This is a genomic window from Spirulina sp. 06S082, from assembly GCF_034932145.1.
Lineage (GTDB): Bacteria > Cyanobacteriota > Cyanobacteriia > Cyanobacteriales > Spirulinaceae > CCY15215.
Genome location: NZ_JAYGHV010000136.1, coordinates 1 through 25,208, shown reverse-complemented (window position 1 = coordinate 25,208; position 25,208 = coordinate 1). Strand labels below are relative to the sequence as shown.

At 41.6% G+C, this 25,208-nt stretch carries 30 protein-coding genes; 14 read left to right on the top strand and 16 right to left on the bottom strand.

Annotated elements, in window-relative coordinates; all coding sequences use genetic code 11:
- From VB714_RS09755 to VB714_RS09745, 3 genes are all read right to left on the bottom strand, one after another.
- The coding region (locus tag VB714_RS09755; RefSeq protein WP_323223561.1) for a globin family protein at positions 1-856 on the bottom strand (856 nt) is incomplete at its 3' end.
- A gap of 284 nt (positions 857-1,140) precedes the next feature.
- The gene (gene pabB, locus VB714_RS09750; protein ID WP_323223559.1) at positions 1,141-3,345 is read right to left on the bottom strand and encodes an aminodeoxychorismate synthase component I; all 2,205 of its coding nucleotides are present in this window, start codon (positions 3,343-3,345) and stop codon (positions 1,141-1,143) included.
- Between the two features lie 49 nt (positions 3,346-3,394).
- Complete coding sequence (locus VB714_RS09745; RefSeq protein ID WP_323223557.1) at positions 3,395-4,294, bottom strand: ABC transporter ATP-binding protein; 900 nt, start codon at positions 4,292-4,294, stop codon at positions 3,395-3,397.
- 18 nt (positions 4,295-4,312) lie between these two features.
- Between VB714_RS09745 and VB714_RS09740 the strand changes: the two genes are divergently transcribed.
- On the top strand, positions 4,313-4,720 hold the full coding sequence (locus VB714_RS09740) for a thioesterase family protein (protein ID WP_323223555.1): 408 nt from the start codon (positions 4,313-4,315) through the stop codon (positions 4,718-4,720).
- Positions 4,721-4,804: 84 nt separating this feature from the next.
- On the opposite strand, the gene VB714_RS09735 is transcribed toward VB714_RS09740, so the two are convergent.
- Positions 4,805-5,794, bottom strand: a complete 990-nt coding sequence (locus VB714_RS09735) for an RNA polymerase sigma factor, RpoD/SigA family (protein WP_323223553.1) — start codon at positions 5,792-5,794, stop codon at positions 4,805-4,807.
- A gap of 507 nt (positions 5,795-6,301) precedes the next feature.
- On the opposite strand from VB714_RS09735, the gene VB714_RS09730 reads away from it, so the two are divergent.
- The gene (locus VB714_RS09730; RefSeq protein WP_323223551.1) at positions 6,302-6,631 is read left to right on the top strand and encodes a hypothetical protein; all 330 of its coding nucleotides are present in this window, start codon (positions 6,302-6,304) and stop codon (positions 6,629-6,631) included.
- Between the two features lie 29 nt (positions 6,632-6,660).
- Here the strand turns inward: VB714_RS09730 and rpsN are convergent, their stop codons facing one another.
- Entirely contained in the window at positions 6,661-6,963 is a 303-nt protein-coding gene (gene rpsN / locus VB714_RS09725) for a 30S ribosomal protein S14 (protein ID WP_204106812.1), read from the bottom strand.
- A 129-nt stretch (positions 6,964-7,092) separates the two neighbouring features.
- On the opposite strand from rpsN, the gene VB714_RS09720 reads away from it, so the two are divergent.
- On the top strand, positions 7,093-8,013 hold the full coding sequence (locus tag VB714_RS09720) for a Uma2 family endonuclease (RefSeq protein ID WP_323223549.1): 921 nt from the start codon (positions 7,093-7,095) through the stop codon (positions 8,011-8,013).
- Positions 8,014-8,019: 6 nt separating this feature from the next.
- On the opposite strand, the gene VB714_RS09715 is transcribed toward VB714_RS09720, so the two are convergent.
- Positions 8,020-8,481: a DNA phosphorothioation-associated protein 4 gene (locus tag VB714_RS09715; RefSeq protein WP_323223547.1), complete on the bottom strand. Its 462-nt coding sequence runs from the start codon at positions 8,479-8,481 to the stop codon at positions 8,020-8,022.
- Positions 8,482-8,630: 149 nt separating this feature from the next.
- On the opposite strand from VB714_RS09715, the gene ilvN reads away from it, so the two are divergent.
- Positions 8,631-9,152, top strand: a complete 522-nt coding sequence (gene ilvN, locus VB714_RS09710; RefSeq protein ID WP_204106815.1) for an acetolactate synthase small subunit — start codon at positions 8,631-8,633, stop codon at positions 9,150-9,152.
- A gap of 93 nt (positions 9,153-9,245) precedes the next feature.
- Here the strand turns inward: ilvN and psaC are convergent, their stop codons facing one another.
- Positions 9,246-9,491: a photosystem I iron-sulfur center protein PsaC gene (gene psaC, locus VB714_RS09705; protein ID WP_204106816.1), complete on the bottom strand. Its 246-nt coding sequence runs from the start codon at positions 9,489-9,491 to the stop codon at positions 9,246-9,248.
- Positions 9,492-9,619: 128 nt separating this feature from the next.
- Between psaC and VB714_RS09700 the strand changes: the two genes are divergently transcribed.
- On the top strand, positions 9,620-9,790 hold the full coding sequence (locus VB714_RS09700; RefSeq protein ID WP_323223545.1) for a hypothetical protein: 171 nt from the start codon (positions 9,620-9,622) through the stop codon (positions 9,788-9,790).
- On the top strand, positions 9,754-10,257 hold the full coding sequence (locus tag VB714_RS09695) for an Hsp20/alpha crystallin family protein (RefSeq protein WP_323223543.1): 504 nt from the start codon (positions 9,754-9,756) through the stop codon (positions 10,255-10,257). Before VB714_RS09700 ends, VB714_RS09695 begins: the two co-directional genes overlap by 37 nt.
- A gap of 34 nt (positions 10,258-10,291) precedes the next feature.
- Here the strand turns inward: VB714_RS09695 and VB714_RS09690 are convergent, their stop codons facing one another.
- The 3 genes from VB714_RS09690 to VB714_RS09680 are packed head-to-tail and all read right to left on the bottom strand — an operon-like array spanning position 10,292 to position 12,537.
- Entirely contained in the window at positions 10,292-10,600 is a 309-nt protein-coding gene (locus VB714_RS09690; protein WP_323223564.1) for an urease subunit beta, read from the bottom strand.
- Between the two features lie 48 nt (positions 10,601-10,648).
- Positions 10,649-11,641 carry a glycosyltransferase family 2 protein gene (locus VB714_RS09685; RefSeq protein ID WP_323223541.1) on the bottom strand — a complete coding sequence of 331 codons (993 nt, stop codon included), beginning with the start codon at positions 11,639-11,641 and terminating at the stop codon, positions 10,649-10,651.
- Complete coding sequence (locus VB714_RS09680; protein WP_323223539.1) at positions 11,638-12,537, bottom strand: lysylphosphatidylglycerol synthase domain-containing protein; 900 nt, start codon at positions 12,535-12,537, stop codon at positions 11,638-11,640. Before VB714_RS09680 ends, VB714_RS09685 begins: the two co-directional genes overlap by 4 nt.
- Before the next feature lie 367 nt (positions 12,538-12,904).
- Between VB714_RS09680 and VB714_RS09675 the strand changes: the two genes are divergently transcribed.
- Together VB714_RS09675 and VB714_RS09670 are read left to right on the top strand one after the other, a co-directional pair.
- Positions 12,905-14,230: a glycosyltransferase family 39 protein gene (locus VB714_RS09675; RefSeq protein WP_323223537.1), complete on the top strand. Its 1,326-nt coding sequence runs from the start codon at positions 12,905-12,907 to the stop codon at positions 14,228-14,230.
- Between the two features lie 139 nt (positions 14,231-14,369).
- The gene (locus VB714_RS09670; protein WP_323223535.1) at positions 14,370-16,526 is read left to right on the top strand and encodes an ATP-binding protein; all 2,157 of its coding nucleotides are present in this window, start codon (positions 14,370-14,372) and stop codon (positions 16,524-16,526) included.
- On the opposite strand, the gene VB714_RS09665 is transcribed toward VB714_RS09670, so the two are convergent.
- On the bottom strand, positions 16,516-17,118 hold the full coding sequence (locus VB714_RS09665; protein ID WP_323223533.1) for an alpha/beta hydrolase: 603 nt from the start codon (positions 17,116-17,118) through the stop codon (positions 16,516-16,518). The genes VB714_RS09670 and VB714_RS09665 overlap by 11 nt on opposite strands.
- Before the next feature lie 26 nt (positions 17,119-17,144).
- Between VB714_RS09665 and VB714_RS09660 the strand changes: the two genes are divergently transcribed.
- The gene (locus VB714_RS09660) at positions 17,145-17,471 is read left to right on the top strand and encodes an STAS domain-containing protein (protein ID WP_204106824.1); all 327 of its coding nucleotides are present in this window, start codon (positions 17,145-17,147) and stop codon (positions 17,469-17,471) included.
- 47 nt (positions 17,472-17,518) lie between these two features.
- A complete protein-coding gene (locus VB714_RS09655) occupies positions 17,519-18,328 on the top strand; it encodes a tetratricopeptide repeat protein (RefSeq protein ID WP_416309644.1) in 810 nt (269 codons plus the stop codon).
- 15 nt (positions 18,329-18,343) lie between these two features.
- Here VB714_RS09655 and VB714_RS09650 read toward each other — a convergent pair whose 3' ends face one another.
- The 5 genes from VB714_RS09650 to VB714_RS09630 all read right to left on the bottom strand — a co-directional run bounded on the left by VB714_RS09650 (position 18,344) and on the right by VB714_RS09630 (position 23,011).
- The gene (locus tag VB714_RS09650; RefSeq protein ID WP_323223529.1) at positions 18,344-18,685 is read right to left on the bottom strand and encodes a hypothetical protein; all 342 of its coding nucleotides are present in this window, start codon (positions 18,683-18,685) and stop codon (positions 18,344-18,346) included.
- Between the two features lie 94 nt (positions 18,686-18,779).
- Entirely contained in the window at positions 18,780-20,369 is a 1,590-nt protein-coding gene (locus tag VB714_RS09645; protein WP_323223527.1) for a hypothetical protein, read from the bottom strand.
- 196 nt (positions 20,370-20,565) lie between these two features.
- Positions 20,566-21,162 (bottom strand): hormogonium polysaccharide biosynthesis acetyltransferase HpsU, encoded by a 597-nt coding sequence (gene hpsU, locus VB714_RS09640; RefSeq protein ID WP_323223525.1) that lies wholly within the window; start codon positions 21,160-21,162, stop codon positions 20,566-20,568.
- Positions 21,149-22,165, bottom strand: a complete 1,017-nt coding sequence (locus tag VB714_RS09635; protein ID WP_323223523.1) for a glycosyltransferase family 2 protein — start codon at positions 22,163-22,165, stop codon at positions 21,149-21,151. The genes hpsU and VB714_RS09635 overlap by 14 nt, the downstream gene beginning before the upstream one ends.
- Positions 22,166-22,222: 57 nt before the next feature.
- Positions 22,223-23,011, bottom strand: a complete 789-nt coding sequence (locus VB714_RS09630) for a hypothetical protein (RefSeq protein ID WP_323223521.1) — start codon at positions 23,009-23,011, stop codon at positions 22,223-22,225.
- Between the two features lie 179 nt (positions 23,012-23,190).
- Here VB714_RS09630 and cobU point away from each other — a divergent pair, with 179 nt between their 5' ends.
- The 4 genes from cobU (at position 23,191) to VB714_RS09610 (ending at position 25,084) form a co-directional block, all read left to right on the top strand.
- Positions 23,191-23,760, top strand: a complete 570-nt coding sequence (cobU, locus tag VB714_RS09625) for a bifunctional adenosylcobinamide kinase/adenosylcobinamide-phosphate guanylyltransferase (protein ID WP_323223519.1) — start codon at positions 23,191-23,193, stop codon at positions 23,758-23,760.
- Between the two features lie 72 nt (positions 23,761-23,832).
- A complete protein-coding gene (locus VB714_RS09620; RefSeq protein ID WP_323223517.1) occupies positions 23,833-24,477 on the top strand; it encodes a Uma2 family endonuclease in 645 nt (214 codons plus the stop codon).
- 159 nt (positions 24,478-24,636) lie between these two features.
- Positions 24,637-24,828, top strand: coding sequence for a hypothetical protein (locus tag VB714_RS09615; RefSeq protein ID WP_323223516.1), 192 nt, complete (start codon positions 24,637-24,639; stop codon positions 24,826-24,828).
- A complete protein-coding gene (locus VB714_RS09610; RefSeq protein ID WP_323223515.1) occupies positions 24,815-25,084 on the top strand; it encodes a type II toxin-antitoxin system RelE/ParE family toxin in 270 nt (89 codons plus the stop codon). The genes VB714_RS09615 and VB714_RS09610 overlap by 14 nt, the downstream gene beginning before the upstream one ends.
- Positions 25,085-25,208: the final 124 nt, after the last annotated feature.

The following is a 25,208-nucleotide window of genomic DNA, read 5'->3' as shown; positions in this document are numbered from 1 at the left end:
CAGTAGAATAGTCTGCTCCTGAAAGCATTAATTCTGTAATTGCTCCGTAGGCTTCCACCCATGCTTGTTTGACTTCCCCTGTCCAATCTGCACCGAGATATTGCTCAAAAGTGGTCAAGAGAGCATTACCAACCAGGGGATAATGTACCGGCAATGCACCATACTTGACGTGCCTTGCACCTAATCCTTTTAATGCTTCGGTTAATTTGTCTGGGTTGCGTAGATTTTCTACAACTAAAACCAAAGAACCGAGGAGTTTTTTCTTTTGAGAAGCCATATCCGTACTACCAAATAAAGGTTTAGCCTCTGGATTAGCGGTAAAGAGATTTTCGTAAAAACTACTGACGAATTCATCAGCTTGGGGTTTGATTTTTTCAAAGCTGGTTTCGAGCAATTCTACTGCTAGTGGGGATTCTTCTGGAGGAGAATCTAAAGCAACTTCTTCAGTAGAATAGTCTGCTCCTGAAAGCATTAATTCTGTAATTGCTCCGTAGGCTTCCACCCATGCTTGTTTGACTTCCCCTGTCCAATCTGCACCGAGATATTGCTCAAAAGTGGTCAAGAGAGCATTCCCAACAAGGGGATAATGTTCCGGTAATGCACCATATTTAACGTGCTTTGCACCTAACCCTTTTAATGCCTCACTCAATGTGTCTGGTTTGCGTAGGTTTTCTACAACCAAAACAAGAGAAGCGAGGAGTTTTTTCTTTTGAGAGGCCATATCCGTACTGCCAAATAAAGGTTTGGCTTCTGGATTAGCCGTAAACAGGTTCTCGTAAAAACTGCTTACGAATTCGTCAGCATTGGGCTTGATTTTCTCGAAACTCTGCTCTAGAGCTTCAACTTGTAAGGACATGAGACTTAGACTCCATTTAACACATTCTCCCGATTTTAAACACAATCTCTCCTGCGAAATCTATAAATTTTGCGAAGTTATTTTGTCTTTATCAAACTGGAGATTGAGTTATGACTTTCGTGCGATCGCTGAATTGTAGTTATAGGAGCTATTTCAATTGATTTTCGTAACTTTTATTACAAAAAATAAAATGATATTACAATTTTGCAATTTTATAATGCGATTTAAACATGATCGGCGATCGCGACCCGAAAAATATTAGTTTTTCTATCATAAATTTAGGCTTATTCTACTCTCTCTAACGCGCAATAATAATTGCGGCTAAAGAGAAAGTTTTCATTTCTGGCTGCGGTACATATCTCTTTGTACCAGTTGTTTACTTCTTCTCCGTACAGAGTTTGCACTAGGGCATGAATGAGCGCTTCTGCTTTTAAGAGAGTCTCTTGAAACTCCATTTCAGGATCCGACATGGCGGTAATACCACCTCCTACACCAATTGAGGTTTCTGTTGGAGTTAAAATTGCAGTGCGAATGACAATATTTAAGTCAGCAGTGCCATTTAATCCCAAGAAGCCGATCGCGCCGGAATAGATGCCTCGCGCTTCTCCTTCTAGGCGATCGATAATTTCCATTGTTCTCAGTTTGGGGGCTCCTGTCATCGATCCTCCTGGAAAGGCGGCGCGAATGCAGTCCGTTACTTTTAGGTCGGCGCGCAAATGCCCGCGAATGGTACTAACTAACTGATGAACCGTTGCATAGGTTTCCACTTGCATTAATTTGGGAACATGAATGCTTCCCACATCGCAGGTGCGTCCCAAATCATTCCGCAGCAGATCTAAAACCATGAGATTCTCGGCACGATCTTTTTCGCTGTTGCTCAAATTTTCTCGAATTTGGCGATCTTCTGTGAGAGTTTGACCGCGCGGTGAGGTTCCTTTAATGGGTTTCGTTTCCACCCATCCATCGCGATCGATTTGTAAAAATCGTTCTGGAGAAGAACAAACAATGGTGTAATTTCCAAACTTGAGAAATCCTGAATAGGGAGCCGGATTTCGCTGGCGAAGATGGCGATAAAATGCGAGAGGATCGGGGGTTGTATTGGTGTAGAGTCGATTGGTCAAACAAATTTCGTAACTTTCGCCATTGTGAATTTCCTGCAAGCATTGTTCGATATTTTTGAGATAAGTTTGGCGATCGCGACTTAAACGAAAAAGAACAGGTTCTGGGTGATTTACCGGGGCGATCGCGGCAAGAGGTGGCATTGTTTCCAGAGCGTTTTCAATCGTATTAAACCATATTTCAGCTTCCTGAGCTTCTTGGGCTTTGCCTAAATACAGTAAATATGTGTTTTTTTCTTGATGATCGAAGGCCAGCATTTGCGTTGCTAAAAGAAAAGCAGCATCGGGTAATTCAAAAGAATGAGCGGATTCTGCGCCGCATTCTACTTTCAGTTCGTAGCCAAAATAGCCAACAAAGCCACAATTAAAGTTAAAAGGTAAATCTTCAGTTTTACAGAATTGGCGATCGAGTTCTTCTTGGAGATACTTAAAGATACTAATATTTTGGTGAGTAACAAGATTATTTTGTGTTATCTCGAGATCGCGACAATTATATGAGATTCGCAAACTATGACGACCGCGATCGCTTCCCATAAAAGAAAAGCGGGATAAACCTTCTTCAACTTGACTGCTATCAAGCCAAAAAGCATAGGGAGAATTGCTATAAAAATGAACGAAAACTTGTTCGGAATTGGGCAGAAAATCTAACTTTTTGAAAAATACTTGAAAATCTGTTTTAGGTTTTGAAGGTGATGTTATTTGGGGTGATTTTGGTGGAATTTTGTTACTTTGGGAAGTTGAAATATATTTAATTTTACAGGTTGTTTTTGAGAGATTTTTGTTTTTTTGAAAACTTGAAGTTAGTGTTTTAAAATTATCTAAAATTTGTTTCCCGTACTCCGTACAAATTGATTCGGGATGAAACTGAACCCCAAAGATAGGTTTATGGCGATGGCGCAATCCCATAATTAAGCTGTCATCTGTCCAAGCTATCATTTCTAAACACTTGGGTAAGCTATATTTGTCTATAATGAGAGAGTGATAGCGAACGGCGGAAAACGGATTGGGAATAGCATTAAATAAATCAGATTCTTGATGATAAATTTGACTATTGCGGCCATGTCTAACTTCGGGAGCATGAGTCACAATACCGCCAAAAACATAACCGATTCCCTGATGACCTAAACAAACCCCTAAAATCGGTTTTTCTAACTCTCGTAGTAGGCGATCGCAAATCCCAAAGTCTCGTTGATTGGCAGGATGTCCAGGGCCTGGCGAAATAACAGCATTATCAAATTCAAGCTGTTCTAATTCTTGCCAATTGAGGCGATCGTTCTGCATGACAAGAGGAGATTCACCATTAATTTCAGCGATAATTTGATACAGGTTGAAAGTATAAGAGTCATAGTTATCAATGAGCAATGTCTTCATCAAATATTCTCTGCTACTAGATAGAAACTCTCTATATTATTTATATTATTTATGATACTCGATCGCGGGTTACTTCCAGATAAATATGCTCCAGTCCCACGGGTTGACGAGAAATCGAATCTAAGGAAATGTTCTCAAAACAAGCAATAATTTCTGTCAATTCTAATGCTTTTGGCAGCCAAAATGCCAAACGTCCCCCATAATAACGATGAGGAAATCCCAATTCTTTCCCTCGGGCGATCGCCCTATCCTCATCTTGGGTTTGTATGCTAACAATTTCTTGCGCTTTGACAAATCGGCGCAATTGTGAAATATTCCCTTCCGCTAAAAGTTGTCCCGATCGCAAAATGGCAAGGCGATCGCAAAGTTGTTCCGCTTCATCTAACAAGTGCGTCGTTAATAAAACCGTCATTCCTTGCTGTTGTAATTGGCGAATTAACGCCCATAAATCATACCGCGTTTCAATATCTAATCCTGTTGTCGGTTCGTCCAAAATCAGCAATTTGGGTTGATGTACCAAAGCGATCGCCAAATTTAACCGTCGTTTCATCCCTCCACTCAGGGTTTCTACAATACTATTGGTGCGATCGCTTAAATTCACAGCCGCTAAACTTGCAGAAATGCGATCGCGTTGTTGTTGACCTGTTAACCCATAAAGACAAGAAAAAAAATGTAAATTCTCTCGACAAGATAAACTTTTATAGAGTAAATTTTCCTGGGGTGCCACACCGATAAGATGTTTTGTTGCATGGGAAACAGGTAAACCATCTAGGACAATAGTGCCGCGATCGGGTTGCAATAAATTACATAAAATATTCAAAGTTGTGGTTTTTCCTGCCCCATTAGCACCAAGAAGTCCGTAAATTTCTCCAGTTTTAATTTCAAAACTTAAGTCTTGTAAAACTGGATTTTTATGATAAGATTTGCTCAAATTTTGAATCCGCAACATTTCGATTATTAATTATCAATGAATTCTTACCAGCGTACTATTCATTTATCGGATACAGACGCAGCCGGAGTGGTTTACTTTGCCAATATTTTTGTGCTGTGTCATGAAGCCTACGAGGAAGCATTAGCGCGATCGGGGATAAATCTTAAAGTTTTGGTCAGTCCTTTGGGAATTGCTCTTCCGATTGTACATAGTTCGGCAGATTTTTTGCGTCCTTTGTTTTGTGGCGATCGCATAGAAGTTCAACTCACTCCCAAACAACTAGGAGAGACAGAATTTGAGATTACCTATCAAGTATTATCTCTGACAACACCTCAAATAACCCTAGCACGAGGTATTACTCGTCATGTCTGTATTAATGCCGTAAATCGCCAGCGATCGCCTCTTCCTGAAGAGATTTTGCAATGGGTTAATGGGGCAGAGTGAGTGGTTAGTGATGAATTATTTCTCTGAAAATGGGGAGGTAGCAAGCATTGCAAACCTCCCCTTCTTTGATTATTTTACGATTTTTTAAGCCATCTGATAAATATACTCTTTCACTTTACCCCGACGTTTACGGAGATGAGAGAGAGCCTGACTTTCAAGCTGGCGAACCCGTTCGCGACTAATATTGAGTTGTTTGCCAATTTTGGCTAAAGAGAGGGCTTTACCATCCTCTAAACCATAACGTAGGGCGATAACGTTACGCTGTTGGGGGGTTAATTCTGCCATCATATTACCCAAATCTTGCCGCAAAGATTCTTGGGTTAGGTAAATATCGGGAGAAGCATTTTCATCTTCTAATAGTTCCGATAATTCCGTATCTTGGTTGTCCCCTACTCGCATATCGAGGGAAATAGGTTGACGAGAAATACTCAAATATTCTCGAATTTGAGCGGTTTCTAAGCCCAATTCTTGCCCTATTTCTTTGGGTGTTGCACTACGTCCCATTTTTTGCGAGATTTCTCTCTGAACTCGCTTGATTTTATTGAGTTTTTCGGTAATGTGAATCGGTAAGCGAATCGCACGAGATTGCTGGGCGATCGCGCGAGTAATAGCTTGACGAATCCACCAATAAGCATAGGTGGAAAATTTATATCCTTTGGTGGGATCGAATTTCTCTACACCCCTTTCTAATCCTAGGGTTCCTTCTTGGATTAAATCCAAAAATTCCATATTGCGCTTTTGGTATTTCTTGGCGATCGCCACCACTAAACGCAAATTCGCTTCGATCATTTTTTGTTTGGCACGTCGCCCTTGATACAAGAGTTTCTCTAGTTCGTCCTCACTCAAATTGACTCGTGCTGCCCATTCTTTTCGAGTGGGTTGATGTTGCAATTCTTCCTGCAATTTTTCTTGTTCGTCCAACAATAACATCAATTGTTGAACTTGCTTTCCGTAGAGAATTTCTTGTTCGTGGGACAGTAGAGGAACTCGTCCAATTTCGCGCAAATAGGTGCGAACCATATCGGCAGAAATTGCTAGAGATTTAACTTTTGTGTCGAGTTTTGCGGTTGGCATCTTGCTTGTTATCACTCCTTAATCGTGGAAATGTATTCTGTTAGCCCGTTTTCCTCTGATGGGGAAATGCCCTGCAAAGTTCAGTTTGATTCTGGAGAAAAAAACAATCAGGCGGTTCTCTACTTTTTCCGATCGCGGGTTTTTACTCTTGCTTGTTAATAAAATTTCAATGGGGATTGTAAGGCGAAGTCATTATGACTTTTCTTTTAGCTTACTACATCTATAGACCCATGTAAAGAGGTAATTGTTCATTCTTTCTCGTCGGGGGGGAAATCTTTGTATTACCATGATGGCTTGATTTTGGGGGGAAAGGGAGTGTAGATGAGGGCGGATCGCCGAACCCCTTTGAGGTATAATGAAATTTTAGACATTTCAGCCCCCTACAGTGTTCGGAGGAGATATTCCGAACGCTTTTAAGAAAATATAGATAAAATATAGATAAAGTTGAAAAAGAAAAGTTGAAAAAATCAAGAAACTACAGTAACTTGCGCGATCGCAAACCTGAAAATGCCTAATCCAATACCTCCGATTACCCTTCCTCCCATAACGGATCACCAAAAGGAAGGGGAGTGGTTACTACAAACTTTGCAGACTTGGCTCGATCGCGAATTTCTTCCCGAACCTGTCAATCAAGAAATCGCCAGACGCGCATCTCAAATCTTCGTGCGTCAGCGTTTGGAGGGAGAAAATGATTTAGGTTCTTTGGTTATTGCGATCGTGACGGAAATGCAAGAGTTTGATTTTAGCCAGAGCTTTTATGGAGAGTTCGCTGTGGCCAATGCAGTCAGCGATCTGATCCTGGAGAGTTTGGGGATCGATCGCTGCTGTGGGGCATGATACAAATCTAGCTTAAATCTAGCTTAAATTTACCAACTGGATTTTACCACTCCAGGTAAAAGTCCTTCGTGAGCCCATTCCCGGATAACATGGCGGGAAAGACCAAAATCGCGGTAATACCCTCTAGGACGACCGGTAAGCCAGCAACGATTGCGAACGCGAATCTTAGAACTGTTTAAGGGTAAATTTTGCAATTGTCTTTGAACTTCCAGACGCTCTAAAGGAGTTTTTGCCTTTCTCACCTGTTCTTTGAGATCCGCCCGTTTAGCAGCGTATTTCTCAACTAATTTTTTGCGCTTTTTTTCGCGCTCGATCATGCTCTTCTTGGCCATGTTTGCCTAGGTTCGTAAATTTTTACAGTATTCTCTAGGATAACATTTTTTCGATCGCGATCGCATCCTCTCGACATTGAATTTTGATTGCGGTATAGTTGTTCTTATCGAGATTGAGGGAATATCATTATGTCTGTTGAACTAATTCGCGAACAAGCGCCCCCAGATCGAGCGATCGACGAATTGACTCACCCTCACCCTCCTACCGATTTACCCTATGACGACGGAGAACCCTTGGAAAGCAATCGCCACCGCATCGCTATGAATGTTTTAATCGACTCGATCCAGCAAGCCTATCGGGAACGAGATGACTATTATGCAAGCGGAAATATGTTCGTTTATTACAGTAGCGCACAGGTCAAAAATAAAGATTTTCGCGGTCCTGATGTTTTTGTTACCTTAAATGTGGATGGGACTCGAGAGCGTCGCAGTTGGATTGTTTGGGAAGAGGAGGGACGCTATCCCGATATGATTGTGGAGTTAATGTCTCCCTCAACGGCAAGTGTGGACACAGGAGACAAAAAGCAACTGTACGAACAAACTTTCAGAACGCAGAATTATTTCGTTTACAATCCTTTCGATCGCCAATCCTTACAGGGGTGGCATTTAGGTAGCAATTTGCGTTATGAAGACCTAACACCGGATGAGCGAGGTTGGTTATGGTGTGAAAGTTTGGGGTTATGGTTGGGGACATGGGAAGGGACTCTGAGAAAAGAAACTGCAATTTGGTTGCGGGTTTACGATCCCTCTGGCAATTTAGTTTTATTACCTGAAGAAATTGCTCAACAGGAACGAGAAATTGCTCAACAGGAACGAGAAATTGCTCAACAGGAAAGAGAAATTGCTCAACAGGAACGAGAAATTGCTCAACAGGAACGAGAAACTGCTCAACAGGAGCGAGAAAGGGCAATTCTAGCAGAAGCCGATCGCGATCGCCAACGACAAGAGAAAGAACGTGCTGAGGCTATTGCAGAGGAAGAACGCAGAAAAAACAAAACACTGCGCGATCGCCTGCAACAATTAGGACTCGATCCCGATGCGATCGGTTAATTCTCCTCAAAGAAATTGAGTCAGATCGAACTCTCCCGAGGGGATATCCTCTGCAAAACGTTCTGCATTGAGAAGCAATAATAATCGTTCTGTATAATCTACCGCACCCCGTAACTCCTCTTGCAGCACCGTCAATCCTCCGTTGGCATATTCTTCAAAAATTGTAATTCTCTCCGACTCGCTTTGGGGATTGTAAGCTGAGAGAATGGCCGGGTCTTGGGTTTGCGCGATCGCAATCAGTTTGATGAGGCGATCGTAACCGCGAGAAATAAAAATATCGAGTCCGATCGGTGCGGGTTCATTTTTAGAAGCAATGTCGATAGGAGTGCGTTTTTGTGCTTTAATTCCCAGCAGTGCAGCAAAAACCAACAGATCTGCATAAGTCTGAAAAGTCCCCTCGCGTCCCGATACCAATGCTTGGACAAATTCAGATTTATCTTTTGAGACGCGGATTCTACTTGCACCCATTTCCAGGAAAAATAAACAACGATCGGCGATCGATAGGGATGAGGGAAAACGAATCTGTTAAACTGAAAAATTGTGGTTTACAGAGAAAAACTCTAAAACCGAATCCCCCTTGACCCGATATTGCCAAATTTTATCGAACTATAACCCTGATGAAACATACTATTTCTGTTTTAGTTGAAGATGAAGCAGGAGTTCTCGCTCGCATTGCCGGATTATTCGCCCGCCGAGGCTTTAATATTGAGAGTCTGGCTGTTGGTCCTGCCGAAAAAATGACCGTATCCCGCATTACGATGGTGGTATCCGGGGACGATAGCGTGATCGAGCAAATCATCAAGCAACTTTATAAGCTCATTAGCGTTATCAAAGTACAGGACATCACTCAAACTCCTGCGGTTGAACGAGAGTTAATGTTAGTCAAGATTAATGCGACGACATCTAATCGTGCTGAGGCGATCGAAATCGTACAAGTGTTCCGCGCTCGCATTGTTGATATTTCTGAAGAGACATTAACCATTGAAGTGGTTGGCGATCCTGGGAAAATGGTGGCGATCGTGCAGATGCTCAACAAATTTGGGATTCGAGAAATTGCTCGCACAGGAAAAATTGCTCTAACGCGAGAATCTGGAGTCAATACTGAATATCTTAAGTCTTTAGAAGCGAAAGTCAGTTAAGAGGAAGGCGATCGCGCTATCCTATCCAATATATAAAAAAAGCAGGGACAATGAATAATCGTCCCTGCTTTGCTTGTGGCATGAAGGTTTTATTTAGTATGCTAAACCCATGCTGCGGGTGGTTTCTGCACCGAGATAAACTCGAATGCTTAGGAAGTCGGTCGGACAAGCCGTTTCGCATCGCTTACAACCCACACAGTCTTCTGTGCGAGGAGAGGAAGCGATTTGAGAGGCTTTACAACCATCCCAAGGCACCATTTCTAAAACGTCGAGAGGACAAGCTCGAACGCACTGAGTGCAGCCAATACAGGTGTCGTAAATTTTTACGCTATGAGACATTAGAACTATCCGCTCCTTAGCGAGGGTTTTCTTAACGAATTTTTACTCAAGGGTTAGTTTACCTCAGAGGTTAATCTCTACTGATAAAAGATGACAGAACCGTTAAATTCTGTAACAATTTATCGGAAGTGAAGGGGAAATCGCAACATTATGTTGGAAAACTCGGCTATTTCTGTCGGTTTCCCCCAATGGCAAGGAAATGCTCCTCGGAAGAAGATAAAGATGCGAGCGATCGCACTTATCTCTCTGGAGCATTGGAAAAATGTTACGAACCCAAAGATATTCCTACCCCGATTTAGCTGCTCTACGTCGCCAGATGAACCAATTGTATCGCGATGAGAGTGCCAATCATGGGCGCAATGACAGAGAAACTCCTTGGAGTCCTCCCGTTGAATTAGAGAACTTTAGCGATCGCCTTGTGTTGCGGGTTTTGCTTCCTGGGATCAGTTCTCAAGATATCGATATCAGTGTCCAAAGCAAAATGGTCACAATTCAGGGAAAACGTCCCTATCAACAAAAGGCCGACAGTCGAGGATTCTTTCAAGCAGAATTCCCCTATGGCGAATTTGAGCGCAAAATCCCTTTACCACTGGCCGTCAGTCACGAGGGTATTGAAGCACGTTTCGCTGAGGGAATACTCACTTTGAATCTTTACAAACGCGAAGCACGAGAAAACCGTGCTGTTAAAGTCAATCTCAGCAAGACCCAAACGAGCGATCGCATTGTAAGCCAATCGGAGGCGATCGCGGATCCTTGGAATGATTAAGTTATCTAAACGGGAAACAAAATTAATAATGAAATTAATCTAATTTCCCGTTTATGCGTCCATTTAGCCCATAAACTTCGCGACTTCCCGCTAGGGTGACTAATTCGACTTCCTTTTCGTCTCCTGGTTCAAAACGGACTGCGGTTCCTGCGGGAATATTGAGACGCATTCCTTTGGTTGTCTCGCGATCGAAGTTCAATGCTGAATTAACCTCGTAAAAATGGAAATGGGAGCCAACTTGAATGGGTCGATCGCCGGAATTGCCCACATTGACGGTTAATGTCTCGCGTCCTTCATTTAACGCGATCGCCCCTTCCTCTACCAATAGTTCCCCTGGAATCATTTTTTTCAATTTTAAATTTTTCAATAACTAATTATCAACTATCAACTATCAACTATCAACTACTTCACGCACGCGATAGATGGGTCTTCCTTGGGATTCGTGATAGGTTCTCATCAATAATTCAGCCAATAAGCCAAAACTAAATAGCTGGACTCCCGCTAAAATCAAAATCGCCACGAGAATGAGGAGAGGGCGATCGCCAATTTGCTGTCCCAGTCCGAATTTGAGAAAGGTTAAATAGCCTCCTAATGCAGTTCCCAAAACGGTACAAATGATTCCCAGCGAGCCAAAAACGTGCATGGGACGGGTGAGGAATTTTCTCATAAAGAAAACAGTGAATAAGTCCAAAACGACTCGAATTGTTCGTCCCAAACCATACTTACTATATCCGTACTTGCGGGCATGATGGCGCACGGGCAATTCTGTGATTCTGGCTCCCTCAATATAGGCTAAAGCAGGCAAAAAACGATGTAATTCCCCATACAAGTGCATATCGGCTACTAACTCTGCGCGATAGGCCTTCAAAGAACAGCCGTAATCGCGAACTTTAACCCCTGTCATGCGACCAATGAGCCAATTGGCGATTTTAGAGGGGAGAAGGCGAGTTAGAGCGTCATCTTGGCGATTTTTGCGCCATCCACTCACTAAATCGTAACCTTCCTCCAGCTTGGCTAATAAGAGGGGAATATCGGCTGGATCGTTCTGTAAATCCCCATCTAGGGTAACGATCGCCCGTCCCCTCGCATAGTTAAATCCGGCCGCCATCGCGGGAGTCTGTCCATAATTGCGCCGTAGCAATATTCCGCGCAAATAAGGTTCTTTTTGAGCCAATTCCTTCAATAATTGCGTGGATCCATCCGTGGAACCATCATCAATACAGAGAATTTCATAACTCAACCCTGTCTCTTGCAATACTACATTAATCGCTGCAATCAACTCGGGTAAACTCTCTACCTCGTTGTACAGGGGAATTGCTACCGAAACATCCAAATCGGTAATAGGAAATCGTTCATCGATCGGTGATAATTGTTGCTTGTTCATTGTTTAATTAACCATGCGATCGCCGCACCAATTGCTTCTGCTGAAGTTCCAATCAGGCGATAGACGGCGATCGCAATGACAAACTCTCCTTGTAATAAGGCGATCGCCGTCCCCTCAAATACGCCAATTCCTCCTGGTGCCCCTGGAACGATCATGCCCAATAACCAAGCGAAAATAAATACGCCGAATAATTGAGGAACCTGCTCAAATTTTAAAGGATATAGTGCCAAGACAACCATTAAAAAACCACTTCCGCGCAAACCCAGAAAGATGAATTCCCCCAGAAGAGGTAGAAAAGGATAGTTTTGCACCTGCGGAGTTGATTTTGCTGTGGCGATATGCTTGTTCCTTCCTTTGAGTTTCCCTGCGATCGCCAAAGCAGGATTGAGAAAAATGGGATGAATTCCCACTAACACCCCACCTAATAATAGGAATTGCCAACCCAGTTTAAACTGAGGATAACTCAATAAAACCCAAATAACCGCCGCCGCCGCCATGAGTAGTGACTCGAGTAGGATGCTAATGGTCGCGATCGCAAGAGAAATTTTCTCTTTTTCGGCTGCACGAATGCGTCCATAAAAATGCCAAATATTACCGGGAATATATTTGGCAATATTTGTTGTCAGATAGACGCGAATGCTCCATCCTGGGGCAACGGGATGCTTTAAAAATGATAAAATCCAACCCCATACCCATCCCGTCCAACAATGTGCTAGAAGTGTCACTAGCAAGGCGATCGCTAAATAACCCCAATCTATATTTTCAATGCTTATTGCTGTCACATTCTGCCAATGAACTCGCAAAGTTTTCGCAACAAAAAAGCAAATTCCAGCCAAAATTGCCCAGCGTAAAAAGGGTTTGAGAGAAGAAATAGCGGATTTGAGGGAAAATTTCATCGTGCTGCGAGAATCGACAAAAGCACTTTTTGAAGTTATTTTTTGGAGTTTTAAGCTCGTCTTCGATCTATGATAGAGCAAAATCATCTCATTTCTAACTCTTCTTTTCAGTACAATTGTTCTTGCTAAATATTCTTGAATCGATTTCTTTCTTCAATCCGGAGAAGTAGAATATCGTGATAATGATTGGAAAAATAAAAATATTTTTCTCAAGGAAATGATCTACAAAATTAAAATTACGATTTCCCAACTATTATCTAGAGCTAAATCAAATGAGCTTTTGATATTTTTAATTCTTGGTATTTCGACTTTTTTGTGTTTTTGGAAAATCAACTATAGAGGTTTGTGGATCGATGAGTTAATTAGTATGAGAGATGCACAAAATCTCGGCTTCAAAAAAGGAAGGCTTTTGTATTATGTTCTTTTAAATCCTTGGATGAATGTCTCCAAACATGATATTTGGCTGAGAAGTCTTTCAGTCATCTTTGCTTTAGCAAGTGTTTACGCTATTTATCAGTTGGCTCAACAACTATTCAATCAAAAAACTGCATTACTATCTTCTTTTTTTCTGAGTATATCGCCTCTTTTTATCAATCACGCACAAGAGGTTAGATATTACACTATGAGCTTATTTTTTGGAATTATTGGAGCAATTTTCTTTTGTCAATATATCCATCAAGATAATATGGAAAAGCAAAATATTAGTAAATATACTTGGATAGTAGCTAGGGTTCTCGCTTGTTTTACAACACCTTTAAATCTCGTCTTTATTCTTTCTGATTTTTTTATTTTCATTCTTTATTTTATTACTCGAAAAAGAAGATTAACCTATCGAAATCTATCTAAACTTGCGTTAGATTACTTGCTGATTGGATTGGCTATTTTTCCCGTTTTTGTATCCGTTTATATAGACTTAAATTCTCATAAATTAACCCCGCCAATTCCCGGATTAATAGATGTTCTAAGACAAGTCAGAATTCTGACAGTTTATGCCCATCCACCCTCATCAAAACTTACCGCATTGTTGCTACAATTTATTGTTTTGATGATTTTGGTGATTTGGGCTTTTTCTTTATGGCAGAGTAGGAATCGGAAATATATTATCCCGATCGCCATTTGGGCATTTCTGCCAATCCTTATCGTATTCGTGTTTTCACACGCATTTTACTCGATTTGGATAAGTCGCTATATTATGTCGAGTTTACCCTATTTTCTAATTCTACTGTCTTTAGGATTGATTGAACTTGCAAAAAAATTCCGCATACTAGCAATGGTAATGTTGGGAGTTTATCTGTTTTCATCAGGAGTAGGCCTAATAAAATACTACAACACAAAAAATAGATATATTGGTGCTTTCGACGATCGCTATCGTGATGTAGCTCACTATATTTGCAGCGATGGACACAGAGGAGATATGCTTGTCTGGTCGATTGTTCATGAAATGACTCTTCCTTTTACACATTATTGCGATCGAGATTTATTGATTTATCCGAAAAACTTACCCGATAAATCTTCAGATAGTAAAGAATTGGCCACATGGGTGGATTCGATACCAACAACAAACGCACCATTTTGGCTCGTTTATGGCCAAAAGTCTAAACTGCTTCTAGAATCTCTGCAAAAAAAATTCACGATTGAGGAACATAAAAAATTTGATGAATTTAGTGTTTTTGTCCTTCAGAATAAGCAGTAAGGATCAAATATTGAGACAAAAACTATCAAGAGAATCCCGTCTTGGGATTTTTTCGCAATTTTCGTATGATAGATAAGAGGATAATATCAGGGTAAGCGCTTTTCAGACTGAAATAGAGTGACGATTGTGGAGTAGAATTATGAAAACGCTGATTATTGTCGATGAATCCGTCAATCTGGCCTCGCTCGATCGCGCTTTGCGATCGCGCCATCATGAGTTATTTTTCCTCGACTGCGCTGCCGTGGAAGAGAATTTATCTCATCCCCTCTATTCTTTGATTTTTATTGCTTTATCTCATCCTCTTGAACAAGGATTATCACTTTGTCGATTTCTCAAACACAAATTTTCTAATTCTACTATTATTCTCTGTGTAGAAGAAATAGACGATGAGACATTACAAGAATTTCTTGGAGTTGGAGTTCATGATTATTTGCATCTTCCTTTGGGCGATCGGGAATTAAATTTACGCTTATCGGTGATTGAAAGACAAATTGAGGAAAATACAATAAGAAATGTTAAAGAAAGAACCGCTCATGGCTTTAGAACAGCAGCCCTACAACAATTTCCTTATATAGTCAGCCATCATCTCAGACAAACTTTAGTTCAAATTAAAAAACAATTAAATGAAGTATTGATTCAACCCAGAGATATTCCTTTTGATATTGAAACAAAAGCATATCTCGGACAACTCTTAGAACGCACTCGATTAATGCACCAATTAATTGGGGAAGTCTTAATCGATCATAACCAACACTTAAAAAGAGATACTTCCGAATCACCCATTTCCCATCAAGATTATTTACTGGTCGATCGCAATTTTATTATTCAAGAACATTCAGATGGTATTAATCGCTATGCAGAACAAGATATCGTTATTTTTAAAGGGGAAGATGTGCGAACGAGTTTTCCAGAATTAACGGGAAGTGAAGAAACCTTGACCAAGGTTATTCAGGCTGAAATCAATAACTTTGGAATACCGGGAATAGCCAGAGTTGCCGAACGAAATTCTCCCTTATATTTTGATATTTATGTTACTAAATATATGGGAGATTTTCTGGAGAATCCTTATCTGATAATTCTTTTAAATGATGCTACAGATCGAATGATTTTTCAGCAAAAATTAGTTCAATCTGCCAATGAAGCAGAACTATTATTAAGGAGACTCAGAGAAATTAATGATTATATCGATAAAATCATTAATTCTATGGCTGATGCTCTTATTGTAACAACACAGGCAGGAATTATTAAAAAAGTTAATCGAGCAACAAAAGAACTATTTGGTTATAACGAACGGGAATTACTCGATCGCCCCTTGACAAAACTCCTATGCGATGGTGAGTTATTAAGTCAAGTTAAAGATATTAATGTCAAACCTCGAGTCGAAATTGCTTGTCTTCGTAAAACAGGAGAAAAAATAGCTGTTGCTTTTTCCTGTGGATCGATTCAAACCGTAGACGATCGCCCAGAATATGTTTATGTTGGTCGCGATATCACCGAACAAAAAAAAGCAGAAGCAAGAATTCGCAAACTTTATGCGTCTCTACAAGAGAAAACCATAGAATTACAGAATGTTAATGAAGAACTAGAATCATTCTCTCGGACTGTTTCCCACGATTTGAGAACACCGATTTCTCACATTGAGTTTTTTAATCAAATGCTGCTTGAAGAGTATGGAGACAAATTAGATGAAGAAGGCCAAGATTATATTCAGCAGATTGAAAAATCCTGTCAAAGGATGAAACGCTTAATTGAAGATTTATTGCAACTCTCTCGTATTACTAAAAGCGATCTTCCCTTAACAGAGGTAAATTTAAGTCAAATGGCAAAAAATGTTCTTGACTCTTTAAGAGTTAATATGCCTCATCGCCAAGTAGAATTTAATATTTGTCCCAATTTAATCGTTCAAGCGAATGAACCTCTGCTACACATTGTTTTAGATAATTTGTTGGGAAATGCGTGGAAATATACGAGTAAGCGCGAAGTTGCAAAAATAGAATTAGGTGTGAGTATTTCCCCCTTACTCGATTCGGGAAAGTCAAATTCACCAGAATCTTTTGTCTATTATATTCGCGATAATGGTGCGGGATTTAATATGGATCATGCTGCCAAATTGTTTCGTGCTTTTGAACGTCTCCATTCTCCAACCGAGTTTGAGGGAACGGGGATTGGTTTAACAACTGTTCATCGCATTATTCAACGGCATGGTGGGAGAATTTGGGCGGAAGGGGAAGTCGATCTCGGTTCAACATTTTATTTTACATTAAATAGCGATTCGGTCATTGAAACTAGCGATTGAGGTCCTCAAGGAAGGCAAAAAGATGTTGGTGAAATGCTTCCGTTGCTTTCATGTAACAAGCATGACCGGCATTTTCGAGGATTACTTTTTTGGCCTGCGGGATAAGTTCGACGAGAAGATCTGCTAATTTTGGTGAAACAATACGATCGTTGCTTCCCCAAATGGCTAAAACAGGCAGTTTAATGCCGGCGATCGCGTCTTGATAGCGATTAATGCCAACGGGGGCAACGGCAACGAATCCTCGCAATTTTTCGGCAGACTGGGCAATGAATGGCAAACTGTATCCACCACTCATGGAGGGAGACACAAGGATGGGGCGATCGCATTCAATACCCGCGAGTAATTGTCCGAGGAATTCTTCTCGGGGAAAATTGATACTTTGGGAACTTCCATATCCAGGCACATCGATCGCGATCGCCCGATAACCGCGATCGGCAAAATAAGCTAAAGTGCCAATCTCTTGCCAAGTATGTGCCGTAAAACTCGCACCGTGTAAAAATAAAATGGTGGGGGAACTTATGTCTCCTATTTCTAAATAATGAATTGTCGAACCTCGAATTTCCAACGTGTGCGATGCAATGACGGGGGGCATGATTTTAAACTAATCGGGAATAATCTATGAACATCGTACTGCGTCCGCAACGAGATTTGGATATTCGCGGAGCATCTCTCCTACAACAAAAAGTTGTCAATTTAATGCCCGTACCGGAAAATTCTTGTTGGGCGATCGATCTGGTACAAGTTAATACTATCGATCATTTTGGTCTAACTGCGCTTATGGCGGTGCGTCGGGCAGCCAAACAGCATCAATGTCAATTTTATTTACTGAATCTCAAACAGCCGGTTCGTTATATGTTAGAAATTACTGAACTCGATCGCGAGTTTAATATTGTTGAAAGTCTCGATGATATTTTTCAATCTAAAATTCGTTTGTTATTGTGTTGAGAGGGAACAGGCAACAAGCAACAGTTCATTATTAATGGGTACTCGATATGCGTTGGATAGTTAGTTTTTTCTGTTTATTATTACTGTTTTTTGTGCCGATGCCTGCTTTTGGTGGGGAAAATCCCCCTGATGCAACGGTTTTGGAGCAGCAGTTACAGGAGGGGGAAGCCTTAGCGGGAAAGGCGATCGCGGCTCTCGAGGGCGGGGATTTGGCCACGGCAGAGGGCTATTGGAGCGAACTGATCGATCGCTTTCCCGAAAATCCGGCGGTTTGGAGCAATCGCGGGGGGACGAGGGTGCTTGAGAATAAACTGGAGGGGGCGATCGCGGATTTCGATCGCGCGATCGAACTTGCTCCTAATGCCCCAGATCCCTACTTAAATCGGGGCATTGCGAAAGAAGGACAAAAACGCTGGGAGGAGGCGATCGCGGACTATAACCGGGCTTTAGACTTAAATCCAGAAGATGGGATGGCTTACAATAATCGGGGTAATGCTCGAGCCGGACAAGGACGCTGGGAGGAGGCGATCGCGGACTATCAAAAAGCCTCGGAATTGTCCCCCAATCTGGCTCTTTCTCATGCTAATTATGCCCTGGCTTTATATCAAAGCGATCGCCAACCAGAGGCGATCGTAACAATGCGAAATCTTGTCCAGAAATATCCCATGTTTGCCGATATGCGAGCAGCATTAGCGGCAGTTCTTTGGGTACAAGGAGCGCAAGGAGAAGCGGAAAGTAATTGGGTTGCTGTTGCGGGTCTTGATAGTCGCTATCAGGATATTGAATGGGTTAAAAATATTCGTCGCTGGCCGCCGAAGATGGTTGATGCTTTAGAACGATTTCTCAATCTTGATTAGGTCTTTGCATTAACACTATTGAATAATTTTGTTCATGGCATGATTGAAGTCTTCTTCTGAAATTAATTCCGCTTCTCCCATAATTGAGACTTTAGGAAGTTGCGTTTCAAAATTAATGAATAAAAGCTCGATTTTACTTTTATTGATTCGAGCTTCGTGACAAGAATAGGAGATGGGTTCTTGGGTGGGGGGAACAATAATATAAAAATCAAATTTTGAGATAAATTCGACTGTATTTACTATTCCTAACTCTTCTGTTTTTGTATAGTAAAAGTTTTTGATAGGCGTGGTAAACAATGTTGTTGGTAGGGGAATTTTTCCAAATGATGTGGACTTAAAAACGCATTTAATCCTCATATTTTTAGATTTCTCGGTATCATCATTTACAATCGGAATTTTTAGAAATGAAAAGGGGAGCAAAATGCTCCCACGTGCAGAATTATCGTAACAGTTAGATTGCTTTTTTGCTCAGTAAAGGGGAAGAAGCCTGCAAGAAATCTTGTTTAAAACCGAACTCAAAGGGATGATTGCCAAATTCTAACTCTGGTAACTCTTCAAAGGCAGATTCTACGGTAAAAATATCATCATCTTGCCAACTTAAATCCGGCATTTCTCCGGCAAAGTTTAGGGTTGTTTTGGCAAGCAAATGGGCGGGCATTAAAGTCGCTAAATCTTGGGTTAAATGGGGATTACCGATCGCGGTTTCCCAATTTTCTAACACTGAATTAAATGCTATTTCGATCGCATCTGAGGAGGCAATATTGAGGGGACTTTCATTGAAGAAAGAACTCGCGATCGCATTCCCTTTAAACAGTGCCGTATCGAAGATTTTTAAACCCAATTCGCTTAGATTTCCCTGAAAGAGTTGCGGATCGATGGAATTGGCGATCGCATTGGCATCAATGGCGAGATCGGGAGAAAATTCATTCTCGAAGTTAAATTCTTCCTCAAATTTAGTTGTCCACTGTTCCAATTCTTCTGAGGAAATTGTCCCATAATCATCTTTGAAACTCACTTGGTAAGTTTCAAAAGAAATCGGTTGCGGTATAAAAATCGGTGCATTCAGGGATTGACTGGTCACGATTTCGGCTTGGTCTCGCAGACGGCGCAAATCGGCATTGAGGCGATCGAGGAGAGGGGTTTCAACTGTGGGTTCTAAAGTCGCAATATCGGGTACGCTGTTCTCTTTAGCAACACTAATAACCTGTTCTGGAGGCAAACCTGTTGTTTTCAGTCGGTGTTGTTCTAGTGTCGGGGAAATGAGTTCGCTGAGGGTGCGATCGTCCCGAATTAAGTCCTCAGAAGTGAGTTTAGCTACCTCTGCTTTGGCGTTTTCTGGTTCGAGAACTGCTTGGAATTGGGGATCGTCTTCGAGGTTTCCCTCGTACTTATCTGTAGCGAGTTCGGAGGTGGAAGCATCCTGGGAGGAAATAGCGGGAAGATTTTCCCCGGTTGTAGAATCCCAGTTCTCCGAGGCTGCATCGGGGACATTTTCCCATTCTGCTTCGGCGATCGGTGTGGAAGTGTCCCATTCTTCTAAGGTTGTATCGGGAAGATTCTCCCATTCTGTCCCGGCTGGGGCTGCATCGGGAAGATTCTCCCATTCTGTCCCGGCTGGGGCTGCATCGGGAAGATTTTCCCATTCCGTCTCGGCGATCGGTGTGGAAGTGTCCCATGCTTCTGAGGCTGCATCGGGGACATTTTCCCATTCTGCTTCGGTTTCTGTCGGGAGAGGTTCGGAAGTCTCCCAGATCGGGGTATCTTCTTGCCAAGATGGATCGGAATATTCTTCAAATTCAACGCGATCGCGTAATACTTCTGTTTCTTCCTCTATCCCTTCTTCTTCCAACAGAGAGGAATCGCAAGTTAGGGTATTGAAATCGGTAGAACTCGCCTCAGCAGAAAGCGTATCAAAGGTTTCGCAATCGTCCAAATTGTTTTCGGGAACAAGAGATTCCATCCCGAGGGCGGTATTGGCTCCGATCCCCAGCAGACAAAGGGCTGCTGTTGTTGATTTGGTGGTTAACCAAAATTTTGTCATTTTTTTCCTCACACAAATAAAAGTCAGTGAAATTCGGGAATCGAAGCAATCCCCATGTATTGTTGTTCATTTTATCGAGAAGAAACCCAGATTGGCCTGTTTCTCTAAATATTTTTACAAATGCGATCGCCACAAACCCCTCAACCACAAACTATCAACTATCAGCTATCAACTCTCAACTCTCAACTATCCACTATCAACTATCCACTATCTTACGTTCGTAACGAGGACGACAAGGATTGCCAAAGGCAACTTGTGCTGCGGGAATATCGCGGTAGACGCTACTCCTGCCCCCAATGACTGCATTTGCCCCAATTTTAACCCCTGGTGCGATGAAACAATCCGTCGCGACCCATGCCCCATTGCCAATGAAAATCGGTTCGGTTTGGAGGGCAAAAGCGCGATCGCTGATATCGTGGCTTCCCGTACATAAATAACACTTTTGCGAAATCACGCAATGTTCCCCAATCTGAATTCGATCTAAACTGTATAAAACAACATCATCCCCGATCCAAGTGTAATCGCCAATCTCAATTTTCCAAGGGTAAGTAATACGAGCCGTGGGACGAATAATGACTCCTTTGCCAATTTTTGCACCAAACAAACGCAAGATTGTACAACGAATTGAACTGAAATTATGCAGAGTAACGGGAAATGCGATCGCCTGCACAAACCACCATAATAAAACATACCAACTCGGCCTGCCGCGATCGTATTCCGATTGGTCGTAATTGCGTAAATCAATCCAAGGTTCGGTATCAAGAAGAGGAGAAGATAGATCAGTTTGCTTCATTCGTTTCTAATTTCGTTGTGTTTGTTTTCTCGTCAGATTTTGTAACTTTTACTGATTGACTATTTTGCTGACAATTTCGCATTTCATACCATTTAATGCCAATTTGAGCTTCATAATGACTAATTAAACGAGCATAAAAATAACCTGCTCTCCCGTCCAAAAAACCTAACTTTAAAAAGTAGACAATAATAAAACGCAATAATGGTCTTAAAGGTAGCCAAACCCAAACTTTCCTGATAAAACGCTTCTTTTCTAAAGGAGTTCCTTGAAACCATTTAGGCTGAATAATCCTGCCTTGATGTGATGCGACGGATTTTTCGTAAACCCCTTCACGAAGATTATCATAAAACCTCGCTTCCCAATTAGAATAACGATTGTGACGAGCTAACCACGCAGAAATATTTTTGAAATCCATGTGGATCATCGGTGCATTTTCAATAAAACCTTCTTGAGAACCCTTATCTAAAATAACGTGTTCGTGAACTTCATTATCTCCCGTGTCAGAACCATCTTCTGTTAATAAGTTCTCGTAGCGACCTTTTGCGTGTTTAAATAAACGCAAATTCCAATCGGGATATTTTCCACCATATTTAATCCAGCGATCGAAAAAATAAACTTTACGATTGATATAGTAACCATCGTATTGAGGATTTTCGATAATGTTCTCAATCTCTCTCCAAAGTTCGTCCGTAATCTGTTCATCACAATCAACAATTAATACCCATTCGTGCTTAAATTTCAGATTTTCTAACGCCCAATTTTTCTTTTTTGGCCAGCTTCCTCGTTCATAATCAAATTGAACTATCTTTATATCATAGATTTCACTCTGTTCCTTACAAATTTCTATGGTGCGATCGCTACTATGGGAATCTACAACAAAAATTTCATCTGCTCTGGAGACACATTCCAAACATTTAGGCATATTTAATTCTTCGTTCTTCGCTGGAATGAGAACCGAAACAGGAATTTTCTTTTCAGATTCGGATGTAGAATATTGGGTCATTATCTTGGTTGTTAGAAAAGGTTGAGAACGGAGAAATAGGTAAGAAGTGAGAAATATTTAAACCTCTTCTTTCAGCTTGCCGTGAACTATCACTAATGTTTCGGCAAGATTACTGAGGCGATTTTCCAGAGTTTGTTTGCTTTTGAGCAATTGGCGCAATTTTTGATAACGAGAGATCGCGACACTAACACCCGCGACTTGCTCAGGAGGACAAGTTCTCGACCAGAGACGACCATTTTCATCCAAACCGCAAAGGCGATATCCTGGACGATAAGATGAGTTAGAGTGTTCTAAACTCGATGAGTGTGATGGGGAATCGGCGCGATCGGGAAGGGGAGATTGAGATTCAAGCCAGCCATCAACAATAGGACCTTCGAGGTAAAGGTCTTGAATGGCAATCAAAACTTTTTTGAGTTCTCGCTGCCAATTCATTGTAATTTCTTCAATTTCTTTGAGCAAGTTTGTGGCAAGGGCTGGATTAACACCGTGGCGATGCTTGCTAATTTGCGCCGATTGCAATCGTGGTAGGGTTGTTAGCTGACTTTGATAGGGTTGGGGAAAGGATGCTGTTGGGGTCTTTTGAGATTGAGAGAGTCGGGAAGGGGATAATCGGGAAGGGGATAATTGAGACTGGGAGAGTTGCGAGGAGGGAGATAATTGAGACTGGGAAAGTTGAGAAGGAGAAAGTTGAGTAGAGGGTAATGAGACGGGTTTGGCGAGAGCAAAGGAGGGATTGCGTGCTTCTTGCCGAAGTGGGAGTTTTGTTTCTCGATAGTTTCGCCGTTCTCGGGGATTTCTGTCGAGTTGAGCTAAAGCTGTTTCGATGCGTCGTAGTTCTGGTCTCATGTTGATCTCTCGCCACTATTTAACTTTGGCCTGACTCGGGATGGCAATTAAATTGGCTGCTGTCCGCGATCGCCAAGGGAAATTTTTCTGGTTTTGAGGTTATCCTCTCATGCCGTTTTAAATTTCTCTGCTCCTATTGTATTGGTTCTTCTTTGCATTCTTCACCTTAATTTTGAAAAATGTCTCTAAAAAAATCATCTCAGTCTTTAATTTTGGCGATCGGTCCGGCTAGTTCGGGGAAAAGTGCATGGGCGGAACAATTGGCGTACAATTCAACAAAAATGGTGAGTTATGTCGCAACAGCACAGGAAAATCCCGACGATCCGGAGTGGCAAATCAAGATCGATCGCCACGCTTTACGTCGTCCAACGGAGTGGAAAACATTACTTGTTCCGGTGGAGTTGGCTGCAACAATTCAGACAATACAGGAGAAGGATTGTTTTTTGGTGGATTCTTTGGGAACGTGGTTGGCAAATGTTCTCGATCGCGGGGAGGAAGAATGGGAGGAAATGGTGGTCAATTTGTTAGAAAGTTTGCAGCAAGCGCGGGGAGAGGTGATTTTGGTGGCGGAGGAGACGGGATGGGGTTTGGTCCCAGCTTACCCTCTGGGTCGTAAGTTTCGCGATCGCCTGGGTAATTTAACGCGACGTATTGGCGCGATCGCTTCAACGGTCTATCTTGTAACGGGAGGATATGCGATCGATTTAACTCAAATTGGCACGCCGATTTCTCACTATACTGATTCCTGATTGAGTGCGATCGTTAAGTTGGCAAAATGTTATATTGAGATAGAGTTGGGAGGACTTTATTATTAAAGAATTATGGTGACACTTCAACTCCAGCAACTCAATATTCCGACTGGACAGCGATTGCAAATTTGCAATCTCAATTGGTCTGAATTTGAAGCAATCTTGAACGAACTCGGCGATCGCAGAAAAACTCGTATTGCTTACAGCAATAAAACCCTAGAAATTAGAATGCCGTCTCCAGAACATGAAGTCAATAAAGAAATTATCGGCGATATTATTAAAATTTTGCTTGACGAACTAGAAATAGATTGTGAGTGTTTTGGTTCGACAACTTTTAAAGAGCAATCTATGGCAAGCGGAGTCGAACCCGATCAATGTTTTTACATTGAAAATCATGCGCGGGTGCGTGGAAAACGTCGTATCGATCTGGCGATCGATCCTCCTCCGGATCTGGCAATTGAAGTGGATGTTACTTCCAGAACTCAGATGAGCGCTTATATCAGTTTAGGTGTTCGGGAGCTATGGATTTACGAAGGGGAACAACTGAATATTTATATTTTGCAATTAGAGCAATATCAGCAGGTTTTAACGAGTTCAATATTTCCCAATTTACCCATATTAGATATCGTTACAGAAACCCTAGAAGAGAGTATGGCGATCGGTAGAAGTCCGGCTTTGAGAGCATTGCGTCGGCGCATTCAACAGCAGCAAAGATAAATAACTCAACTCAGCCGCAACTTCTTAGCTAGTGAGCAAATTCGTCCGTGGTCAACGATCGCCATCAGGGGATGAGTGAAGCGCAAATTCTATTAGTTGGGTTAATTTTGATCTGCTAAAATAAAAGGATATATTTTTAGAATGTTATTGAGGTGTTTTATGAAGGGTATTCAATTTGTTGTGGATGAAACAGGTGCTAAAAAAGCAGTATTAATCAGCTTGGAAGAATGGGGAGAATTATGGGAAGATTTTTACGATCTTCTTATTTCTCAGTCTCGTAAAGATGAATCGGAAGTTTCTTGGGAGGATTTAAAAGCTGAGATGGAGCAAGAAATTAATGACAGAAAGTAAATACTCCCTGGGATTTAAAAACTCGGCTGCTAAAGAATTTCGAGGACTTCCAACGGATATTAAACAACGAATTGGCGAAGCTGTAGAAGAATTATGTTTCGATCCTCGTCCAGATGGTGTAGTTAAGCTCAAAGGAGATGATTATCTATACCGAATTCGTGTTGGCAATTATCGTGTAATTTATGAAATTGATGATGATGAAAAAGCACTTCGGATCGTGCGAGTGAGACATCGACAAGACGCATACAAAAATTAGAGATCGCATTTCCTCTTTTTTGGGTTTTGAGGTAGAAAGGAGGGGAGTGCGATCGCGCAGGTGAAAAAAATGTTATGCTGAGTTAGATTTTGGAGGATTTGTATGGAAATTTCTCTGCAACCAG

What these genes read in the sequence shown, in the direction of transcription:
- pabB (WP_323223559.1), bottom strand. Translation starts at nt 3,345, where the DNA reads ATGAAGACATTGCTCATTGATAACTATGACTCTTATACTTTCAACCTG.
- VB714_RS09745 (WP_323223557.1), bottom strand. Translation starts at nt 4,294, where the DNA reads ATGTTGCGGATTCAAAATTTGAGCAAATCTTATCATAAAAATCCAGTT.
- VB714_RS09740 (WP_323223555.1), top strand. Translation starts at nt 4,313, where the DNA reads ATGAATTCTTACCAGCGTACTATTCATTTATCGGATACAGACGCAGCC.
- VB714_RS09735 (WP_323223553.1), bottom strand. Translation starts at nt 5,794, where the DNA reads ATGCCAACCGCAAAACTCGACACAAAAGTTAAATCTCTAGCAATTTCT.
- VB714_RS09730 (WP_323223551.1), top strand. Translation starts at nt 6,302, where the DNA reads ATGCCTAATCCAATACCTCCGATTACCCTTCCTCCCATAACGGATCAC.
- rpsN (WP_204106812.1), bottom strand. Translation starts at nt 6,963, where the DNA reads ATGGCCAAGAAGAGCATGATCGAGCGCGAAAAAAAGCGCAAAAAATTA.
- VB714_RS09720 (WP_323223549.1), top strand. Translation starts at nt 7,093, where the DNA reads ATGTCTGTTGAACTAATTCGCGAACAAGCGCCCCCAGATCGAGCGATC.
- VB714_RS09715 (WP_323223547.1), bottom strand. Translation starts at nt 8,481, where the DNA reads ATGGGTGCAAGTAGAATCCGCGTCTCAAAAGATAAATCTGAATTTGTC.
- ilvN (WP_204106815.1), top strand. Translation starts at nt 8,631, where the DNA reads ATGAAACATACTATTTCTGTTTTAGTTGAAGATGAAGCAGGAGTTCTC.
- psaC (WP_204106816.1), bottom strand. Translation starts at nt 9,491, where the DNA reads ATGTCTCATAGCGTAAAAATTTACGACACCTGTATTGGCTGCACTCAG.
- VB714_RS09695 (WP_323223543.1), top strand. Translation starts at nt 9,754, where the DNA reads ATGTTACGAACCCAAAGATATTCCTACCCCGATTTAGCTGCTCTACGT.
- VB714_RS09690 (WP_323223564.1), bottom strand. Translation starts at nt 10,600, where the DNA reads ATGATTCCAGGGGAACTATTGGTAGAGGAAGGGGCGATCGCGTTAAAT.
- VB714_RS09685 (WP_323223541.1), bottom strand. Translation starts at nt 11,641, where the DNA reads ATGAACAAGCAACAATTATCACCGATCGATGAACGATTTCCTATTACC.
- VB714_RS09680 (WP_323223539.1), bottom strand. Translation starts at nt 12,537, where the DNA reads ATGAAATTTTCCCTCAAATCCGCTATTTCTTCTCTCAAACCCTTTTTA.
- VB714_RS09675 (WP_323223537.1), top strand. Translation starts at nt 12,905, where the DNA reads ATGAGAGATGCACAAAATCTCGGCTTCAAAAAAGGAAGGCTTTTGTAT.
- VB714_RS09670 (WP_323223535.1), top strand. Translation starts at nt 14,370, where the DNA reads ATGAAAACGCTGATTATTGTCGATGAATCCGTCAATCTGGCCTCGCTC.
- VB714_RS09665 (WP_323223533.1), bottom strand. Translation starts at nt 17,118, where the DNA reads ATGCCCCCCGTCATTGCATCGCACACGTTGGAAATTCGAGGTTCGACA.
- VB714_RS09660 (WP_204106824.1), top strand. Translation starts at nt 17,145, where the DNA reads ATGAACATCGTACTGCGTCCGCAACGAGATTTGGATATTCGCGGAGCA.
- VB714_RS09655 (WP_416309644.1), top strand. Translation starts at nt 17,519, where the DNA reads ATGCGTTGGATAGTTAGTTTTTTCTGTTTATTATTACTGTTTTTTGTG.
- VB714_RS09650 (WP_323223529.1), bottom strand. Translation starts at nt 18,685, where the DNA reads ATGAGGATTAAATGCGTTTTTAAGTCCACATCATTTGGAAAAATTCCC.
- VB714_RS09645 (WP_323223527.1), bottom strand. Translation starts at nt 20,369, where the DNA reads ATGACAAAATTTTGGTTAACCACCAAATCAACAACAGCAGCCCTTTGT.
- hpsU (WP_323223525.1), bottom strand. Translation starts at nt 21,162, where the DNA reads ATGAAGCAAACTGATCTATCTTCTCCTCTTCTTGATACCGAACCTTGG.
- VB714_RS09635 (WP_323223523.1), bottom strand. Translation starts at nt 22,165, where the DNA reads ATGACCCAATATTCTACATCCGAATCTGAAAAGAAAATTCCTGTTTCG.
- VB714_RS09630 (WP_323223521.1), bottom strand. Translation starts at nt 23,011, where the DNA reads ATGAGACCAGAACTACGACGCATCGAAACAGCTTTAGCTCAACTCGAC.
- cobU (WP_323223519.1), top strand. Translation starts at nt 23,191, where the DNA reads ATGTCTCTAAAAAAATCATCTCAGTCTTTAATTTTGGCGATCGGTCCG.
- VB714_RS09620 (WP_323223517.1), top strand. Translation starts at nt 23,833, where the DNA reads ATGGTGACACTTCAACTCCAGCAACTCAATATTCCGACTGGACAGCGA.
- VB714_RS09615 (WP_323223516.1), top strand. Translation starts at nt 24,637, where the DNA reads ATGAAGGGTATTCAATTTGTTGTGGATGAAACAGGTGCTAAAAAAGCA.
- VB714_RS09610 (WP_323223515.1), top strand. Translation starts at nt 24,815, where the DNA reads ATGACAGAAAGTAAATACTCCCTGGGATTTAAAAACTCGGCTGCTAAA.